Source organism: Eionea flava, assembly GCF_055393785.1.
This window is the reverse complement of the sequence record NZ_AP036018.1, coordinates 740048-757040: the sequence shown is the minus strand read 5'-3', so window position 1 is coordinate 757040 and position 16993 is coordinate 740048. Positions and strand designations below refer to the sequence as shown.

Sequence of the window (16993 nt, the reverse complement as noted above, 5' to 3'; positions counted from 1 at the left end):
CACTAGTAAAGAAGGGTATCGATTGAACGGAGCTAACACCCACTCGCCAATTGTTGATGCGCTCCTACCAATAAAACAAATTATGTTTGGCAGTACTTAGACTTGCTTAGCAACATTCCATAATTGTGTACAACGGTTACCTGTACGGCAGTAGGCGTGAATGCGCTTGCCGGTATCCATTAAATCTACAAATGCGCTGACATGCTCAGGTTGCAATTGCCCTCCTGCAAACGGAATATTTTCGACCTGCAAACCCTGTTTTTTAGCTTCTGCCTCAATAATATGAAAATCGGTTTGATCTGGCGATTCCTTATCTGGCCTATTACAAACCAGAATTTCTACGCCTTCAGCGGCTAATGCTGGCAAATCATCTATTATTAGCTGCCCAGAAACTGACACCTGATTATCTAATACCATCATATAAAAAACCTCGTTATGCTTTGTTCGCTATTAACTTACAATTTAAGAAACTGTTTAATTTTACTCTTCAAAACTAAATGAAGAACCACTTTGCGCACAAAATAATTAAGCCCAACACTCTTCATGACTAGCTGACTTCTTGCCGCTAAACGCTGATACAACTTTTGGCGTGTTTCTTTTGCCACATCATCCATTGTTGCATTACGTAACGCAGCCATTTCATTGAGCTTCGTTTCTATTTCTGTCACATCTAAAGGTTCAATCGCTAATGGCAGTTGGTGTGCATCACCAGCTTTGACGCTAGCAATAATCTGATTAATCAATTGACGTGCTTTTAGGCGACCTACCCAGTAATCGTGAATACGAAAACGGACATCTAAGAATCCAAAAAAAGCCGCGATAGGTGCACTCGCTAACTCATCAGGTTCTGCAGTGATGGTATAAATACACATTTTATCTTTACCCGATAAATTGGCATTAACCTCCATGACCAATACAGAATTTAACCATACCGTCTTCTGCTCTTCCGTCAGTCGTACATCTGCGGGTACATAGGGCATAAATGTTGTTAACGCATGTTGATAATCTTTGGCGTAGTCACCGCCATTTTCTGCATACAACATTTTGCAAAATTTGTCGGCCGTTGTACGCATCGCCGCAATTTCATCAGGTCTAGCGTTAACCACCACTTCTAATAAGCCCTTAGCGCGGCGATGGAGTTTGTCTAACTCGTTATTGAGGTCATCAGTTTGCACCCAGTCTTGAAAACGGCTATTGCTCAAAATACTTTTAACAATTTGCCCCATCGATTGCACCATATTGGCATTATCAGCTTTAAATTGATAATCCGACGTACTGACTTTAGCATCTGGGGAGATATAAAAATAAAATCGCTTATCCGCATCGTGGGACTCTTTATCAACACGCTGCGCGAGATCTCTCGCTAAACCTAGCGGATAATTATTAAAGATACCGCCATCGGCATATCCATAATCACCCGTAAAATAAGATGCCCAATCTTTTGCACCTAAACCTTTATAATCAGCACAATCCCATTGCCGATTAACGGTGAGAGGACGAAATGCTAACGGAAAAGCGCCACAGGCACGTCCTGCGGTCATTACTTGCGCCCAATAATCTGCCCGATCACAAGTATCATCTACCTCTGTCGTAAAACGGTCTTGATTACGGGTTTGGATAAACTCCCCCTGCCCCATACCCGTGCCAGCTTCTGTACCCGTCGCCGTGGTCGAAAAAGTAGGTAGCTCATAATCGACACCGTTTAAATTAGACAATGCTAAACCCAATTGAATTTTTTCACCCACGGCATTATGTGGCTTAATTTCTGGGTTTAATTGGTTATAACGCGTGAGGAAAACATATTTAGCATTATCCCGAATACGGTTAGAAGACAGTAGCGACTTATCAGGATCATCACCTAAGTCAGGATTAAGAAGATCAATAATATCGACTCGATTAACCCATACATCGTAAAGGCTATTATTGATGGGATCCTCTAGTGCTTGACCATCATAAAGCAACTTTTGTGCAATCATTGCCGCGGTCATGCCACCGGCACTCGCACCACTCAGTACATCAATTTCGATACGGTTATCAGGATTAGCATCATTATGTAATTTAATGGCATGGATAAGCTCATAGACCGTACCAGATTCATAAGAACCCAGACTTACTGCACCAGAAATAGCTATTGCAACTTTATGTGTCATAAATAATTGTTCCTTTTTCTTATTATTTGAAGCCGATATATTTCAAGAATACATGCTATACCTGTGGTGCATTCTGAGCTAAATTGCATTCATAGAACAAAAATCAGCTTGTTTCTTCAGTAACTCTTGGCAGCAGGGAAGCTGCCACGAAGCTTATAGGATATATTTACAGCGTGTTGCTGAAGAAACAAGCTGATTTTTTTTCGAAATTTTAGAATGCACCACGGGTAAACTATGTGTTTTACACGCATTCTAAATAAACGCTATACCCACGACAAGTTTTGCTTATCAACAACTATTTACGCGCCACTCACCCTTTGACTCTGTTTTTATCATTACTTTTGAAAAGACACACGGTTAAAGAAGCGCGTTTCGTTTCCCTGTTCTGGCTCAGCAGGAATGAGTTGTGATAAACATAGTGATAGCAGTGCTAAGCCTGCCCCTACATAAAAAACCAAACTGTGACTATACAGCCACACTAAACCCAATAATGCGGGTAAGAAAACAGCAGCGATATGGTTAATGGTAAAACTGACACCGGCAGTAGATGCGATATCTGCAGGGCGTGCAATTTTTTGAAAATATGTTTTGATTGCAATAGCAAATGCAAAAAAGAAATGATCAATAATATATAACGCACCGGCCAGAGTGGCATTATCAACAACCGCATAGGTGGCAAATAATACCGACAACCCAATATATTCAATCGTCAATGCCCGGCGCTCGCCAATCACGCCAATTAATTTACCAATATGCGTGGCAAAGAACACATTAAAAATATAGTTGGCAAGAAATAATAGCGCGATTGATGCTGCTGAGTAATCAAACTTTTCTACCAATAAAAAACCGGCAAAAACCACAAATATTTGGCGGCGCGCACCACTTAAAAAAGTCAGCAAATAAAACAACCAATAGTTTTTTCGAACCACAAGATGTTTGTGCTGTTCGGTTTTCACCGGAAAAGAGGGAAACATAAACCAAATAGCCAATATCAGCAATAAACCGACACCGCCAAATAAGGTATAAATCGTTTTATACTCTACCGAAAAATACTCAAGCATTAGCCACATAGAACTAAAAACAAGAATCGACGCCGCCGCTTTAACGGCTAACGCACGCCCCATAAAATGTGGCGTTTCTTTTTTAGGCACCCATTGTAGGATAAGCGACTGATGTACCGTTTCAAAATAATGAAACCCAATCGACATAATCACCGTTGTAATATACAAACCTAAAACTGAAGGAAAGTAACCGGTTAATAGTACGCCAATGGCTAATAGCAATAAGGAAACAATCGCTAGTTGTTGTTCTCGAATAAGGAGCAATACCCATACAACAGTAAATGCGAGAAACCCGGGTACTTCTCGTAGGCTCTGCAATATGCCAATTTCTTTACCAGTGAACGCTGCCGCTTCTGTACTAAAATTATTAATCAGCGCCATCCATGTCGAAAAAATTAACGGCATTACAAAAGCCATTAATAGCAGTAATATAAATGGTGTGCGCCATTGTTGTAAGATTTTCATCGTATACACTCTGAAAGAGGTGCGAAGTGAGGTGCTCTAATTATTTACACCATTAGAAAGAGGTGACAATACTCTAGACAGCCATCACATTAGTGCTTAGATGCCCAAATAGCTAACTTATGCTTCATGGTTTGCTGAGAAATTTGTGTTTCTGGGATAGGCTGTATGACGTTATCGTGAACGAGTAGGCGATAAATATATTCGATTTTTTCGCTAGCGGAGTCTGTTGGTTCAAACTCAACAACACCGCGCGCCTCGGCGTACTTTACGCCTTCTACTATCGCTTTTTTGACGAGCTCTTTTTCATTCTTCAATTTTTTCATCACAGTCTCACGTATGCTAGGGCCTGCTAACATTTCAGTCAAACAACCGATTCAATGGCTGCATTTTTCGCTGCTAAAGCATCGACACGAAGGCACAGAACACTCGGTACCTTCGTGCAAAGAGAACGATATGCTGTTGGCTTATTCGGCTTTTTTCTCTGTTTTTGCTGATAACGCAATATTAAGCTCACGCAATTGCTTGCGATCCACCGCACCTGGAGCATCGGTCATTACACACGCCGCCGTTTGCGTTTTCGGAAAAGCGATCACATCACGGATAGAATCACTACCTGTCATTAGCATAATCAATCGATCAAGACCAAATGCCAAGCCGCCATGAGGGGGAGCACCATACTGTAACGCATCAAGTAAAAAGCCAAACTTTTCACGCTGCTCTTCTTCGCCAATACCTAGCACCTCAAATACCGTTTCTTGCATTTGGGGGTCATGAATACGAATAGAACCACCACCCAATTCCGTACCGTTAAGCACCATATCGTAAGCAACCGACAGAGCTTCACCCGGATTAGCACGCAATGCTTCTGGCGAACAAGCGGGTGCCGTAAAGGGGTGATGAAGCGATGTCCAGCCCGCATCGGTTTCTTCAAACATTGGGAAGTCAACCACCCACAGTGGTGCCCATTCACTCGTATATAAATCAAGATCTTCACCTAATTTACAACGTAACGCACCCAGTGATTCGGTCACAATATTGGCTTTATCCGCACCAAAGAAAATCAAATCACCATTATCGGCACCTAAGCGCTCAATGATGGCACCACGCACTTCATTCGGTAAAAACTTAACGATGGGCGACTGTAAACCATTTTCAAGATCGCTCTTATCGTTCACTTTAATGTAGGCTAAGCCTTTGGCACCATAAATACTGACGAATTTTGTATAAGCGTCAATTTGCTTACGCGTAAGCTTATCGTTACCGCCAGGAATATTTAGCGCCGCAATACGCCCTTTAGGGTCGTTGGCAGGCCCTGAAAATACCTTAAACTCAACATCGGTGAGCAAATCTTTAATATCCACTAATTCTAGAGGAATACGTAGATCAGGCTTATCTGAGCCATACTTCGCAATCGCCTCTGAATAAGGCATGCGCGGGAAGTCACCAAGATCAATATTCATTTGCGCTTTAAACAAGCTAGCAATCATACCTTCGGTGACCGACATAATTTCTTGATCACTCATGAACGAGGTTTCAATATCAATTTGCGTAAATTCTGGCTGACGATCAGCACGCAAATCTTCATCACGGAAACACTTAGCAATTTGGTAATAACGGTCAAAACCCGACACCATTAACAACTGCTTAAACAACTGTGGCGATTGGGGTAATGCGAAGAATTTACCTTCATGGGTACGCGATGGCACTAAATAGTCTCGTGCACCTTCAGGGGTTGCGCGAGTAAGAATGGGGGTTTCGATGTCTAAAAAGCCATGATCATCTAAATAATTACGCATCGCTGTCGTCACTTTAGAACGAATACGCAGATTATTTTGCATTTCTTGACGACGTAGATCGAGATAACGGAATTTAAGGCGAACATCTTCACCCACTGCATTATGCTCGTTTAAGGGAAATGGCGGTGTCTCAGAAGCATTTAAGATGACCAAGTCGGTGCCGTACACTTCAACTTCACCGGTTGCCATGTTTTTATTGACCGTCGCACCATCACGGGCACGGACTTTACCGGTCACCTGTAAAACATATTCGCTACGCACTTTATCCGCTAGCGCAAAGTTCTCTTCACCATCAGGATCGAATACCACTTGAACGATACCATCACGATCTCGTAGGTCGATAAAAATCACCCCGCCATGATCACGGCGGCGGTCAACCCATCCACATAAAGTCACGGTTTGATCAATAAATTCGGTGTTCAGCGCACCACAGTATTCACTGCGCATAGTCTTTTCCTGTTTGGTCATTCATAAGTAAGGCCAGAAGTCGTTACCGCTGGCGAGTTGTTTTATTGCTTGGCTGTTTTGTTGCTTAGTCGTGCTATTAGATCCAAAGTGTCCTTCAATGCTAAGAAGAACTCGTCGAATTTGAAGGCGCGGCAGCATCACCGGCTAAATTCTTTTTGCTGCCCGACTTAAAATCGGTCTCATACCAACCACTGCCCGACAAACGAAACCCAGCAGCAGAGACTTGTTTTACTAAGGCTGGCTCCTGGCAATTAGGGCATTCGGTCAATGGCGCATCCGACATTTTTTGCAAAGCTTCAAGTTGATGTTGGCAGTTGCCACACTGATACTCATAAATAGGCATTTTTCCACTATCCCCACACGATCAAAAAAGTGCGCCAGTATACCTTAGCCAAGGTACGCCATAAATACCCGACGGTTAATTAGAGCGCTTATTTTACGAATAGCCACCCCTCGCTAATGGCGACTGATTAACCTTACACATACAAACAAAGCCTATTATTTTTTTAAAAAATGCGTATTAGCCCTAAAAAAACAGTCTTTGTGCTTGCCGCAATAGCAAGAATGCTTTATAAATTGCACCCAAGTTGATATGCCATACGGCAGACAACACACTTAACCAAGACCTATTAAAACGACAATAAAAGGATACGACCATGGCTGCACGTAAACCTGCTGCAAAAAAAGCGCCTGCTGCGAAAAAAGTAAAAGCGATTTCAGAGCGTTATACAAAAACTCAAATTGTTAGCCAAATCGCTGAAAATACCGAACTCAGCAAAAAAGACGTTCAAGCAGTACTCAACGAGCTCAGCGATGTTATTGAAGGGCACATCAAAAAGCGCTCATGTGGTGAATTTGTACTACCCGGCCTGATGAAAATTGTCACCGTAAAGAAACCCGCCCGCAAAGCGCGTAAAGGGATCAACCCATTCACTGGTGAAGAAACGACTTTCGCAGCTAAGCCTGCCAGCACTGCGGTAAAAGTACGTCCACTTAAAAAATTGAAAGAAATGGCGATGTAATTAGCGATCTAAGCAACATTGCTTGTCACACCATCTACTTCCACCGAGCCTTGCTCGGTTAACCGGTGACTGAGCGGGATACATTACTCCTGCTGGTCACTGGATTCCGGATCAGCGATATACGCTGTCCGGAATGACACTACGTTTGTAGCGGTACAGTTAATCTCAAGTCAGTATCCTGAAAAGCCTGTCTAATTAAGTCCACCCTGTTATTGATCTGCACTTCTTCGTAAGGCGTCGCGGCCACCGCACCCCATACCGGGTTAGGCCACGCAAAATCAGACTCAAAGCGTGCAATGTGATGAAGATGTAACTGAGGCACCATATTACCCAACGCCGCCACATTCATTTTCACCGGTTGAAAGAGTGCTTCCATAAGCTCGGATAGAACACACGACTCATCAAGCAACTGCTGCCTATCTTCTCGTGTAAGCTCATGTATCTCCCGTATGCTCTCACGCTGAGGAACAAGCACGCACCACGGATAGTTTTTATCGTTAATTAACAGCAAGCGACATAAAGGTAGCCGCCCTATTTCTATGGAATCCGCAACTAAGCGTGGATGTAAGACAAACATGCATTTTTACCTTTATCCCCTCTAAAAGGGTTTATCCTGTACCTTATGAATGATCTCTCTTAGAATACCTGCTTTACTATTCGTTTTACATCATCAAAGGTTTATCTCTCATGCGCGCAAGCTGTTTTTTACTCTCCACCCTTAAAGAAACCCCTGCCGATGCAGAAGTCATTAGCCATCAACTCATGTTGCGTGCCGGGCTCGTTCGCAAACTTGCGTCCGGTTTGTATACATGGTTACCTCTAGGGCTGCGTGTATTACGTAAAGTAGAGAATATTATTCGAGAAGAAATGAATGCTTCCGGCGCACAAGAAGTACTTATGCCGGTAGTGCAGCCAGCCGAGCTTTGGCAAGAATCTGGGCGCTGGCAAGAATATGGACCTGAACTGTTACGCATCCATGACCGTCACCAGCGCGATTTTTGCCTAGGGCCAACACACGAAGAAGTCATCACCGACCTAATCCGCAGCGAAGTGAGCAGTTACAAGCAGCTACCCGCAAATTTTTATCAAATTCAAACCAAGTTTCGCGACGAAATTCGTCCACGCTTTGGCATCATGCGCTCACGCGAATTTATTATGAAAGATGCTTATTCATTCCATATTGATCAAGACTCTTTGCAGTCAACTTACGATGTTATGCATAAAACCTACTGCAATATTTTTGACCGTATTGGCTTAGATTATCGCCCGGTTATTGCCGACAACGGATCAATCGGTGGCTCTGGTTCTCACGAGTTTCATGTACTTGCCAGCAGCGGTGAAGATGATATTGCCTTTAGCAACGGCAGTGATTACGCCGCCAATATCGAAATGGCTGAAGCTATTGAAAACACTCAACGTGGCGACGCTACGCAACCGATGGCTGAGGTAGAAACTCCGAATCAACACACCATAGAAGCCGTTTGCGATTTTCTTGATCTCACACCACAACAGAGCGTTAAAACGCTCATCGTATTGGGTGAAACAGAAGATGAACAAGAAGCACCGTTAGTTGCCCTCGTATTAAGAGGCGACCATCAAATGAACGAAATCAAGGCTGAAAAACTTGAAGGTATCGCCGCACCATTAACATTCGCACCCGAAGAACGTATCAAAGCCGTTATTGGTTGCCCTGTTGGGTCTATCGGTCCTAAAGGGCTCACGATAAAGACCTATGTTGATCGAGGTGCGGCGGCAATCAACGACTTTTGCTGTGGGGCTAATATAGAAGGCGTACACCTGACTGGCGTGAACTGGGAGCGCGATTGCCCACTGGGTGATGTGGTAGATATACGTAACGTAATGGTGGGCGACCCTAGCCCATGCGGCCAAGGTACGCTCGATATTAAACGAGGTATCGAGGTTGGGCATATTTTCCAGCTCGGCACAAAATATAGCGAAGCTATGAACGCCACCGTATTAGATGAAAACGGCAAAGCACAAGTCATGACAATGGGCTGTTATGGCATTGGCGTAACACGTATCGTTGCAGCCGCCATTGAACAAAACCACGATGACAACGGTATTATTTGGCCAGAATCTTTGGCCCCGTTTCAAGTGGCCTTAATTCCAATTAATGCCCACAAATCTGAAGCCGTGCGCGAAAAGTGCGATGCACTCTATGAAGAATTGCAACAAGCTGGCCATGATGTTATTTATATGGACGAACCTAAAGCGCGTCTAGGCGTAATGCTAGCGGATACAGAATTAATGGGGATTCCGCACCGTATTGTTGTCGGTGATCGCGGCTTAGAAAAAGGGCAAGTCGAATATAAAGGACGCCGAGATAGTGAAAAACAAGAAATTGATGCGAACAGCGTTATTTCATTCTTGTCTTGATAAGCTCGAATCTAACAACTCGTTAATCAAAAAATTGTTATGCGATTGAAGCAGGCATTGAACAAATCATTCGATCATCTCTCTCTTGCTGGAAAACCAGCAAAGAGAGCAATGGCTATCAATGCAACACCTATCACCCGTAGCAAACGACTGGCAATACTTTTAGCTTTAGTGTTATGCAGCGTAATTTTAACTACACCCAATGTCTACGCGAACACAACTCAAGCTGTAGACGAAGCGCTGCGCCAAGCATTAATACAATCTGTCAAAAAAGCAGAAAGTTTTGAAGACCGCTTTGATGCTGAAGTATGGCTAGTTGCCAAGTCTGAAAAATTAAAACGTTATATAAAAGATCCTAAAAAGCGCTTTAACTTTTTACAAAAAATTCATCACGCGGCCACGCAAGCAGAGTTAGAACCTGAATTAGTACTTGCCGTCATTCAAATAGAAAGCGCTTTCAATCCTTATGCTGTATCTGTTGTGGGTGCTCAAGGCATGATGCAAGTGATGCCTTTTTGGAAAAAAGAAATCGGGCGCACCGATGATAACCTCATCGATCTTGAAACCAATTTACGTTACGGATGCACCATCCTAAAACACTATATTGATCGGGAAAAAGGCCATATTGCCAACGCACTCGCACGTTACAATGGCAGTTACGGCACATATAAATATTCGAGAAAAGTCATGAATGCATGGATTGATTACTGGCGTTAAAAGCGAGCTATTACTTCCAACCGAATAGCCAACAATTGCTGTCATTTAATAACCGCCAATCAATCGATACTTTTCGACGAGACATCACCGCTTCTAATTCGCAATCCATCACATTTCCTTCTTCATCAAACTCAACATCACTGATTAAAAAATGTTTTTCTTTATTAACCGGCTTAACCGCCGTCCACTTACTATTTAAAAGTTTTTTGGGGTTAATTCGATTCATAGTAGAACTTATCACCAGTAAATCAAGAAATGGAAAACTAATAACAATCCGACGTAATAATAGGTAAGTCAGTACATCCAAAATCCACCCCTAACTGACTCAATACACAGGTTAACTGGCCTCGATGATGTGTTTGATGGTTAAATAAGTGCTGGCAAAATACATCAACAGACAAAGACACCGACTGTCCTTCGGTTGTTGTATACGTAACGTTTTTAGCAATAGCCTCATCATTTAATGACTGTGCCATATCAAGAATAATACTATCTATTATCAATCGCCACTGACGAACTTCTTCTAAACTGTCGGAATAATAATCTTGAGGAGACCGAGGCGAGGGAAGGTCCTTGAGTAAAGATACTGACAAACCGCCAATCTTATTATTCGCTAAACGACCGATCATAATCAAGTCACCAAAAAGTAGGTGATTCCAATACCCCATTACCGTTGAAAAAAACGAATGTGTTTCTTGTAGCAATTGTTGATGAGTTAACAACTCAGAAGCTGTTAGCAGTTGCTGGTTCATGCGCTGATTATAATGCGCCATTAACGTAAATTTATTCATATTTTTCTCACTATTAACTCAGTATCAAAAAAGTCTACAAAAACATCGCAGCCGCACTTGCGACTAATGTCATCACAAACAAAAACCACTTCATTGCCTGCTGACTAATATCAAGCGATACTTTCACTGCGGCGGCGGCACCTACCATCATACCCACAGCTAGAACCAACCCGGGCAACCACTGTACAAGACCATCCGCAATAAAAATAAGTAAGGCAACACTCGTGAACGCCAAGGTACAAATTAATTTAAGTGCATTACTGCGCACCAAGTCGTAACGCAGGGTACCTGCCAACGCCGTAATTAATAAAAACCCCACGCCCGCCTGCACAAATCCACCATAAATACCGACAAAGAACAGTGCCACCCACGCGGAGGGGCGCGCCTTCATCTTATGTACCGGCGTACCCTTAGGCGGCGCAATGACAGAAGGAAAAACCAAAATTACAAACGCAACACCTATCATCGCGGACAACAACAAAGGCTTGAGCAATGTCGCCGGTAATACCGCAGCCGCTAACGCCCCTACTACTCCGCCCGCTATATTTGGGATTAGCACCCACACAATATCGTCGGCCTGCACCTTTCCGTGATGGACGTACCCCTTCGTACCTACAGCACACTGTAAAAACACACCCACACGATTCGTCGCGTTTGCCACATCTGCTGGCATACCCGTCAGCATTAGTGCCGGCAATGTAAGATTAGAACCGCCACCCGCTAGCGTATTTACGACACCCGCGATCAAACCAGTGACAAGCAAAATAAAAAAATAGGCAAAAGAGTAATCCATCAATAATTATCGCTATAAAAAGTCTGCTTTTAACCCACTCATACGAGGAACACCGCATTGGGGCTCTACCACCAAAGTATACTATGGTATTATGCGCTCTAGTGGTGAAAAAACACGAATAAAATTCTATACGCCACACTCTAGCCAATCGATACAAACCATTATATTTCATACTATTTAGTCGCTATCGGAGCAATGCGTTGTGAGAATTTCCCATAAAATCCCTTTAATTACTTCAGTTGTTATTATTACCGGCTTCGCTCTGTTTGCTTGGGTACAATATAACGTGCTGCGCAATAATCTTTACGAGAACATTGAAAACAATATCGATGCATCATCGCAAGTACTTGCTCACCAAATAACAAATTGGCTAAATGGAAAGATTGCACTCATTGATATGGCATCGCAGACGATACAATCGGACTTTAGTAGAGAGAGCATCCAAAAAACGATGGACACGCCACTCCTTGCCGATGAATTTATTCTTATGTTTGGTGCACTAGAAACTGACGGGCAGCCTATTTCGAACACCCCTGAATGGAACCCTGGAGAAGGCTGGGATGCTAGAGTACGCCCTTGGTATCCACTAGCACGCTCTCATACCCGCGCAGTATTGACAGAGCCCTATGCAGACTCAGCGACCAACGACATACTGATCTCTGTCGTGGCAAACTACTATGACAATAATACTTTTAAAGGAGCATTTGGAGGTGATTTAAGTTTGAGCACCGTATCAAAAGCGGTAAACACCTTAGATTTCAACAACACGGGATATACATTCTTACTTAATCGTAAGGGCGATATTATTAGCCACCCAAACGATAGTATTAACGGACAGCATATTAGTACGCTATTTACCTCGGGCGTGCCAAAATTAAACAGCACCTTGCAGGAAATCAATATAGATAATGCCCATGCACTGACATATTTTAGAAGCCTTGACAATTTATATGGCAGCGATTGGTTAATTGGTGTTGTTTTAGACAAAGAAAAAGTATTGGCCGAAGTCTATCGATCAAGTTTAAACACATTAATTGCTGCTGTAATTACAGCGTTACTTTCTTCACTCATACTTTACCTAATTATCAACAAAGTGTTACTTCACCCAATGAATGCTTTAACTGAAACGGCTGAAGAAATAAGCCGAGGGAAATTAAGTCTAAAAGTGACAGGAACAGAGAGAAAAGATGAAATTGGTGCGCTTGCAAAATCCATTGAACGCATGGCAAATGGTTTAAGAATTGCTGTCAAACGACTTAGAAAAAAAGCACAGTAGTACAAGGTATCACTCATGAAAAAGAAACATAAAATTGTTGATGCAATAAAATTTGTTTGTGCAAAAAAAGAAACAGGCACATTAGTTGTTGTCACCGATGACAATACATTCGCTACCTTTAGCCTGATAAAAGGGAAGCTTATTGCAATAAGCTTTCAAGGAAAACGGGGAATAGAGGCTCTCGAGTTAGTATCACATATTATTTCTGGTGTATGCCGCTTTCGTCGCGATCAGGTCGAGAATAATCATGACCCCTTACCTGATACCGACGAAATCATTTCTCATTTATTACAGAGCAGTCAAAAACGCAATCCAGACACTGAACATCAAGAAACATCGACACATCAAAGTGCTGAGATCGACAACACGCTCATCAACACATTAACTGAAAAACAACAACTTATTTTTGAAACATGCTTAGCAGAATACGTAGGCGCTATGGCGCCTATTTTGGCGGAAGAATATCTAGAAATTGAGACTGATATACATTCAGCCATTAACAACCTAATGCTGGTCGTAAAAAATATGTCTGGGATAGAAAGCGCTAAGCACTTTCGCAAAAACTTATATGGAGAGTTAGAACCTACAGGAGTCGAAAACTTACTATAGGAACCTCTGAACAAGTCATGAATGGTTTTTCGCTGGTTAAAATGCAATACGCTTTGAGAACCAAGGCAAACCGAAAGGTAACCAATTTATTCACATTAAATAAATTGATTAAGTACGTCAGTTAACTCATCTAACGTATCTTCTGGAAATAATAATAACAAATCACAATTAAAGGTATTGTTTTCAATGTGATAATTGATCTCTACACTCACTAGCTGATGGGAGTTAGCGATAGACTCCATTTGTATCGAGTCTAAAGGGACATGCATACTGTTAACAATAGGCGAGTCGGTTTCCACTGGGTTTTCAATCATTTCGCCTAAACGTTCGAAACATGTTTTATTAATGGTTTCGCAAAGATCATGTAACAGTGTTTTAATTTGTTCATCATCACTTAATGAGCGCCCAGTAAAGCGGGCGAGATCGTCGATACTTTCATCATTAATCACTATCAGCGCATAACAATTAAGACCGCTAAATTTAAAAAGCTGACTGATAGATGACAGCCGGTCATACCCTTCCGGCTAATTGGGGTCAGATAAGTATTTAGGTCTGCCAGGAGAACCTTTGGTCACTCTTCTGGCATATAAACACTCTACTTCTTGTTTAAAGCGGTCATTGCCTAGGGCAAGACCACTATTTACCGATTCGCGAATATCATCAATTAGCTTATTTTCGACGTGTGCACTAAACAAAGCGCGGTAGTATTCGCATCGTTCTTTTTTATCACTAGAAAGCGATAAATATTGAGAATGGGGAGAGCATAGCTGTGACTCCTTGCCCAGCCCATTACACTGATAACTCGACCATACATAATGAGCCGGATCATCAACCATGTTAGCGCGTACTGGATTTAATTCAATATAACGATAGCACTGCAACAAGTAGTCCTCTGACTGAACCAAGCAGGATCTGAACCGTCCCTCCCATAATGTACCGCTGCGCCTGTAAGCCTTGTTAAAATAACGTACATAGTGTCGCCCCAGCGCTTGCATAAAGTTCGACACACCATCATTACTACTCGGGGTAACCAAAAGGTGAACATGGTTGGTCATAAAAACCCATGCGTGTACGTCGACATCAAATTTATTCGAGTAAACAGTTAGCCAGTGGGCATAAGCGGCAAAGTCTTCATTGCTCGCAAAACATAACTGACGGTTGTTACCTCTTTGAATAATATGTTGCGCTATACCCGACGGACAAAATCTCGGTAATCGTGCCATGGTTCTCTCCTTGTAACCAATAAAAAATTTTAACCCATCCTATTTGCTTGAAAGGCTTCTCTGACCCAATTTATTGTTTTCATTTTTCATAGTCTATCTCTTCGGGTTCCATATTGGAACTCAGACTGCTATGCTATACATGTAATACACGTATAGCACTGGAGGTAACCATGCTTGCCATTAGACTACCTGAAGAGATAGAAATCCGCTTAGCCGAATTAGCCAACAAGACTGGCCGCACTAAGACGTTTTACGCTAAAGAGGCAATTCTTGAGTATATAGACGATATGGAAGATAAGTACCTAGCCATCAATCGACTTGAAAACCATAGTAAACACTGGACACTGGACGAAATGGAGCAAGATCTTGACTTGGACAGTTGAGTTCGACGATGCCGCCGCTAAAGAGCTTCGTAAACTCGATAAACAGGCTCAACACGAGATTCTACGATACTTCCGTAAGCGTATTGCCACTGATAAAGATCCCCGCCGTTTTGGTAAACCACTCGCCCGCGATCTTGCAGGATTGTGGCGTTACCGCCTTCGCAACTACCGTATGATCTGCAATATTGAAAATAACAAACTTATTGTCTTGGTTTTGCGGGTTGGTCACCGTAAAGACATTTACGAATAATCATTCGGTTTAATGGCCTTAATAATCTGCTCTTCGACGTAACGCTTTTTCATTATGAGATCTCCTAAATGGTAGATTAAGGGGAAAACTCAAAATTGCCCATGGCGTTACTTTTGGGAATAGCTCATACCCGACGAACAAAATCTCGGCAATCAAGCCATGGCTCTCTCCTTATAACCAATAAAATTTTAACTAAAAGCTTTATAGCCACCCTTTATTTAAGGGGTTTGTGGCGCGAGATAAACCGATTTAGTTGTTGTTCCACCCTGTTGAATACCACATCCACCTGCATTTTCAGTTCTCACTGTTACTGGCCGTTTAGAAGCTTTTGCTGACAGCAACAAAGACAATACTTGCTTTTTATCTTCATCTCCCCAGCCTTCAAAATTACTTACATAAGACCCTGAACTATTTCCAGGATGATTCATATAAACTACTCCTTTCAATCCTACCCCTTTTTCCATCCATACTGTACCTATATAAACATTTTTACAATCCAACGTAGTAGCATTAGCAAAAAAAGGAAACACAGCAACCAACAAAATAAAAAAACGCTGTAACATAATATTTAGCCTCTAAAAAATAATTAAGAAATTTAACTAAAGATTTTTATTTTATCCAACTTATCACATTCTACTGATTCAACATGTAAAATGTACTTATCTCTTCGTAGAGAGAACTATTAAAAACTAAACAACTATTTTTACCAATAATATGGACATTTTTTTGCGCTACCTGAGCGGCTATAGCCATAGAGTGCCATGCTGAACCCGCCGGACCATTAACGTCGTAAGTTAACTTCGTCCCATTTACCGAACACCCTGCTGGAGCTTTAACTTGTTTTGCTCCATTTAGAGTCACTCTAGCAATACCATTAGCATCAACTACCACGCTAGAAATAGTCGCGTCATTAAAATGACCTGCAAATACAGAATCCGTTACAATCATCAAAAGAATAAAACTAACCAGCTTCATATTTATACCCTTACATTTAACTTATTGACTACCACGCACTCGATGAAATCCATGGTCTGATTTAACCTGATTCCATTTATTCACCATTTATTTCAACAAACCCTTATCTGACCCCATTTATTCCATTATTCTTATTCTGACCCCATTTATTCCTATTTTTATCTGACCCATTTATTAATTAACCACCTTATAAAAAAACCTAACACCCAAAAGATAATAGGCAAAATACACATTAAGTTTATTGGGAAAAAAATATACACTAATAGAATGGGAAAATAAAAATAGCCAACTTCAAACAAACGAGAATTTCTATAGAGAAGCGCACAAAAAAAGAACATTATTGATATGATAATAATATTACTTAAAAACTTTTCTTGAAATGACTCTAAGTAAAGTTGGTGTGAAGCATTTAACAACATCTCAAACTCGGGTGATAATGGATCATCAAATCCAGAGTTAGACTTACTTTGATGATATGCAATTTCTGAACTTAAAAAATCGTTTGCCCTTTTGTCAGCAAACTGTACAACACTAAAAACACCAACATAAACAGAGGCAATCAAAAGAAATATATATATAGCAACCTTGATCTTTATACTATCAGTTAGATTCATAAT

Annotated in this window: 22 protein-coding genes; 7 read left to right on the top strand and 15 right to left on the bottom strand. The window is 41.7% G+C overall.

Annotation, left to right across the window (positions count from 1 at the left end; genetic code table 11):
- Positions 1 to 96: 96 nt before the first annotated feature.
- The 6 genes from ACZ5O6_RS03455 to ACZ5O6_RS03430 all read right to left on the bottom strand — a co-directional run bounded on the left by ACZ5O6_RS03455 (position 97) and on the right by ACZ5O6_RS03430 (position 6283).
- Positions 97 to 420 (bottom strand): protein tyrosine phosphatase family protein, encoded by a 324-nt coding sequence (locus tag ACZ5O6_RS03455; RefSeq protein WP_447091129.1) that lies wholly within the window; start codon positions 418 to 420, stop codon positions 97 to 99.
- Positions 421 to 455: 35 nt separating this feature from the next.
- Positions 456 to 2150 (bottom strand): patatin-like phospholipase family protein, encoded by a 1695-nt coding sequence (locus ACZ5O6_RS03450; RefSeq protein ID WP_447091130.1) that lies wholly within the window; start codon positions 2148 to 2150, stop codon positions 456 to 458.
- A 335-nt stretch (positions 2151 to 2485) separates the two neighbouring features.
- Positions 2486 to 3676 carry an MFS transporter gene (locus tag ACZ5O6_RS03445; protein ID WP_447091131.1) on the bottom strand — a complete coding sequence of 397 codons (1191 nt, stop codon included), beginning with the start codon at positions 3674 to 3676 and terminating at the stop codon, positions 2486 to 2488.
- An 89-nt stretch (positions 3677 to 3765) separates the two neighbouring features.
- Positions 3766 to 3999 carry a DUF5062 family protein gene (locus ACZ5O6_RS03440; RefSeq protein WP_447091132.1) on the bottom strand — a complete coding sequence of 78 codons (234 nt, stop codon included), beginning with the start codon at positions 3997 to 3999 and terminating at the stop codon, positions 3766 to 3768.
- Between the two features lie 141 nt (positions 4000 to 4140).
- Positions 4141 to 5919, bottom strand: a complete 1779-nt coding sequence (gene aspS, locus ACZ5O6_RS03435; RefSeq protein ID WP_447091133.1) for an aspartate--tRNA ligase — start codon at positions 5917 to 5919, stop codon at positions 4141 to 4143.
- Between the two features lie 121 nt (positions 5920 to 6040).
- Positions 6041 to 6283: an FmdB family zinc ribbon protein gene (locus tag ACZ5O6_RS03430; RefSeq protein ID WP_447091134.1), complete on the bottom strand. Its 243-nt coding sequence runs from the start codon at positions 6281 to 6283 to the stop codon at positions 6041 to 6043.
- Between the two features lie 313 nt (positions 6284 to 6596).
- On the opposite strand from ACZ5O6_RS03430, the gene ACZ5O6_RS03425 reads away from it, so the two are divergent.
- Positions 6597 to 6962: an HU family DNA-binding protein gene (locus tag ACZ5O6_RS03425; RefSeq protein ID WP_447091135.1), complete on the top strand. Its 366-nt coding sequence runs from the start codon at positions 6597 to 6599 to the stop codon at positions 6960 to 6962.
- 139 nt (positions 6963 to 7101) lie between these two features.
- Here the strand turns inward: ACZ5O6_RS03425 and ACZ5O6_RS03420 are convergent, their stop codons facing one another.
- Positions 7102 to 7539: an HIT domain-containing protein gene (locus ACZ5O6_RS03420; RefSeq protein ID WP_447091136.1), complete on the bottom strand. Its 438-nt coding sequence runs from the start codon at positions 7537 to 7539 to the stop codon at positions 7102 to 7104.
- A gap of 110 nt (positions 7540 to 7649) precedes the next feature.
- On the opposite strand from ACZ5O6_RS03420, the gene ACZ5O6_RS03415 reads away from it, so the two are divergent.
- Both ACZ5O6_RS03415 and ACZ5O6_RS03410 read left to right on the top strand, forming a co-directional pair.
- Positions 7650 to 9359 carry a proline--tRNA ligase gene (locus tag ACZ5O6_RS03415; RefSeq protein ID WP_447091137.1) on the top strand — a complete coding sequence of 570 codons (1710 nt, stop codon included), beginning with the start codon at positions 7650 to 7652 and terminating at the stop codon, positions 9357 to 9359.
- Between the two features lie 132 nt (positions 9360 to 9491).
- On the top strand, positions 9492 to 10076 hold the full coding sequence (locus ACZ5O6_RS03410) for a lytic transglycosylase domain-containing protein (protein WP_447091227.1): 585 nt from the start codon (positions 9492 to 9494) through the stop codon (positions 10074 to 10076).
- Positions 10077 to 10086: 10 nt separating this feature from the next.
- Here ACZ5O6_RS03410 and ACZ5O6_RS03405 read toward each other — a convergent pair whose 3' ends face one another.
- Genes ACZ5O6_RS03405 through ACZ5O6_RS03395 form a run of 3 tightly spaced genes read right to left on the bottom strand, consistent with a single transcriptional unit; the run spans position 10087 to position 11660 of the window.
- Complete coding sequence (locus ACZ5O6_RS03405) at positions 10087 to 10302, bottom strand: TIGR02450 family Trp-rich protein (RefSeq protein WP_447091138.1); 216 nt, start codon at positions 10300 to 10302, stop codon at positions 10087 to 10089.
- Positions 10303 to 10339: 37 nt separating this feature from the next.
- Entirely contained in the window at positions 10340 to 10867 is a 528-nt protein-coding gene (locus ACZ5O6_RS03400; protein WP_447091139.1) for a DinB family protein, read from the bottom strand.
- Positions 10868 to 10901: 34 nt separating this feature from the next.
- Entirely contained in the window at positions 10902 to 11660 is a 759-nt protein-coding gene (locus tag ACZ5O6_RS03395; RefSeq protein WP_447091140.1) for a sulfite exporter TauE/SafE family protein, read from the bottom strand.
- A gap of 202 nt (positions 11661 to 11862) precedes the next feature.
- On the opposite strand from ACZ5O6_RS03395, the gene ACZ5O6_RS03390 reads away from it, so the two are divergent.
- Positions 11863 to 12936 carry a HAMP domain-containing protein gene (locus tag ACZ5O6_RS03390; RefSeq protein ID WP_447091141.1) on the top strand — a complete coding sequence of 358 codons (1074 nt, stop codon included), beginning with the start codon at positions 11863 to 11865 and terminating at the stop codon, positions 12934 to 12936.
- Positions 12937 to 12951: 15 nt separating this feature from the next.
- The gene (locus tag ACZ5O6_RS03385; RefSeq protein ID WP_447091142.1) at positions 12952 to 13545 is read left to right on the top strand and encodes a hypothetical protein; all 594 of its coding nucleotides are present in this window, start codon (positions 12952 to 12954) and stop codon (positions 13543 to 13545) included.
- A gap of 95 nt (positions 13546 to 13640) precedes the next feature.
- Here the strand turns inward: ACZ5O6_RS03385 and ACZ5O6_RS03380 are convergent, their stop codons facing one another.
- Entirely contained in the window at positions 13641 to 13994 is a 354-nt protein-coding gene (locus ACZ5O6_RS03380) for a hypothetical protein (protein ID WP_447091143.1), read from the bottom strand.
- Between the two features lie 75 nt (positions 13995 to 14069).
- A complete protein-coding gene (locus ACZ5O6_RS03375) occupies positions 14070 to 14768 on the bottom strand; it encodes a transposase (RefSeq protein WP_447091144.1) in 699 nt (232 codons plus the stop codon).
- Positions 14769 to 14938: 170 nt separating this feature from the next.
- Here ACZ5O6_RS03375 and relB point away from each other — a divergent pair, with 170 nt between their 5' ends.
- Both relB and ACZ5O6_RS03365 read left to right on the top strand, forming a co-directional pair.
- Complete coding sequence (gene relB / locus ACZ5O6_RS03370; protein WP_447091145.1) at positions 14939 to 15151, top strand: type II toxin-antitoxin system RelB family antitoxin; 213 nt, start codon at positions 14939 to 14941, stop codon at positions 15149 to 15151.
- Entirely contained in the window at positions 15135 to 15401 is a 267-nt protein-coding gene (locus ACZ5O6_RS03365; RefSeq protein WP_447091146.1) for a type II toxin-antitoxin system RelE family toxin, read from the top strand. Before relB ends, ACZ5O6_RS03365 begins: the two co-directional genes overlap by 17 nt.
- 218 nt (positions 15402 to 15619) lie before the next feature.
- Here ACZ5O6_RS03365 and ACZ5O6_RS03360 read toward each other — a convergent pair whose 3' ends face one another.
- The 3 genes from ACZ5O6_RS03360 to ACZ5O6_RS03350 all read right to left on the bottom strand — a co-directional run bounded on the left by ACZ5O6_RS03360 (position 15620) and on the right by ACZ5O6_RS03350 (position 16990).
- Positions 15620 to 15964 (bottom strand): hypothetical protein, encoded by a 345-nt coding sequence (locus ACZ5O6_RS03360; protein ID WP_447091147.1) that lies wholly within the window; start codon positions 15962 to 15964, stop codon positions 15620 to 15622.
- A gap of 70 nt (positions 15965 to 16034) precedes the next feature.
- Complete coding sequence (locus ACZ5O6_RS03355; protein ID WP_447091148.1) at positions 16035 to 16376, bottom strand: hypothetical protein; 342 nt, start codon at positions 16374 to 16376, stop codon at positions 16035 to 16037.
- A gap of 158 nt (positions 16377 to 16534) precedes the next feature.
- On the bottom strand, positions 16535 to 16990 hold the full coding sequence (locus ACZ5O6_RS03350) for a hypothetical protein (protein WP_447091149.1): 456 nt from the start codon (positions 16988 to 16990) through the stop codon (positions 16535 to 16537).
- Positions 16991 to 16993 lie beyond the last annotated feature (3 nt).

Excerpts from the sequence above, each read along its gene's own strand:
- ACZ5O6_RS03350 (WP_447091149.1), bottom strand. The coding sequence starts at position 16,990 with ATGAATCTAACTGATAGTATAAAGATCAAGGTTGCTATATATATATTT.
- ACZ5O6_RS03415 (WP_447091137.1), top strand. The coding sequence starts at position 7,650 with ATGCGCGCAAGCTGTTTTTTACTCTCCACCCTTAAAGAAACCCCTGCC.
- ACZ5O6_RS03445 (WP_447091131.1), bottom strand. The coding sequence starts at position 3,676 with ATGAAAATCTTACAACAATGGCGCACACCATTTATATTACTGCTATTA.
- ACZ5O6_RS03405 (WP_447091138.1), bottom strand. The coding sequence starts at position 10,302 with ATGAATCGAATTAACCCCAAAAAACTTTTAAATAGTAAGTGGACGGCG.
- relB (WP_447091145.1), top strand. The coding sequence starts at position 14,939 with ATGCTTGCCATTAGACTACCTGAAGAGATAGAAATCCGCTTAGCCGAA.
- ACZ5O6_RS03455 (WP_447091129.1), bottom strand. The coding sequence starts at position 420 with ATGATGGTATTAGATAATCAGGTGTCAGTTTCTGGGCAGCTAATAATA.
- ACZ5O6_RS03385 (WP_447091142.1), top strand. The coding sequence starts at position 12,952 with ATGAAAAAGAAACATAAAATTGTTGATGCAATAAAATTTGTTTGTGCA.
- ACZ5O6_RS03360 (WP_447091147.1), bottom strand. The coding sequence starts at position 15,964 with ATGTTACAGCGTTTTTTTATTTTGTTGGTTGCTGTGTTTCCTTTTTTT.
- ACZ5O6_RS03430 (WP_447091134.1), bottom strand. The coding sequence starts at position 6,283 with ATGCCTATTTATGAGTATCAGTGTGGCAACTGCCAACATCAACTTGAA.
- ACZ5O6_RS03400 (WP_447091139.1), bottom strand. The coding sequence starts at position 10,867 with ATGAATAAATTTACGTTAATGGCGCATTATAATCAGCGCATGAACCAG.
- ACZ5O6_RS03355 (WP_447091148.1), bottom strand. The coding sequence starts at position 16,376 with ATGAAGCTGGTTAGTTTTATTCTTTTGATGATTGTAACGGATTCTGTA.
- ACZ5O6_RS03375 (WP_447091144.1), bottom strand. The coding sequence starts at position 14,768 with ATGGCACGATTACCGAGATTTTGTCCGTCGGGTATAGCGCAACATATT.
- aspS (WP_447091133.1), bottom strand. The coding sequence starts at position 5,919 with ATGCGCAGTGAATACTGTGGTGCGCTGAACACCGAATTTATTGATCAA.
- ACZ5O6_RS03450 (WP_447091130.1), bottom strand. The coding sequence starts at position 2,150 with ATGACACATAAAGTTGCAATAGCTATTTCTGGTGCAGTAAGTCTGGGT.
- ACZ5O6_RS03440 (WP_447091132.1), bottom strand. The coding sequence starts at position 3,999 with ATGAAAAAATTGAAGAATGAAAAAGAGCTCGTCAAAAAAGCGATAGTA.
- ACZ5O6_RS03395 (WP_447091140.1), bottom strand. The coding sequence starts at position 11,660 with ATGGATTACTCTTTTGCCTATTTTTTTATTTTGCTTGTCACTGGTTTG.
- ACZ5O6_RS03420 (WP_447091136.1), bottom strand. The coding sequence starts at position 7,539 with ATGTTTGTCTTACATCCACGCTTAGTTGCGGATTCCATAGAAATAGGG.
- ACZ5O6_RS03425 (WP_447091135.1), top strand. The coding sequence starts at position 6,597 with ATGGCTGCACGTAAACCTGCTGCAAAAAAAGCGCCTGCTGCGAAAAAA.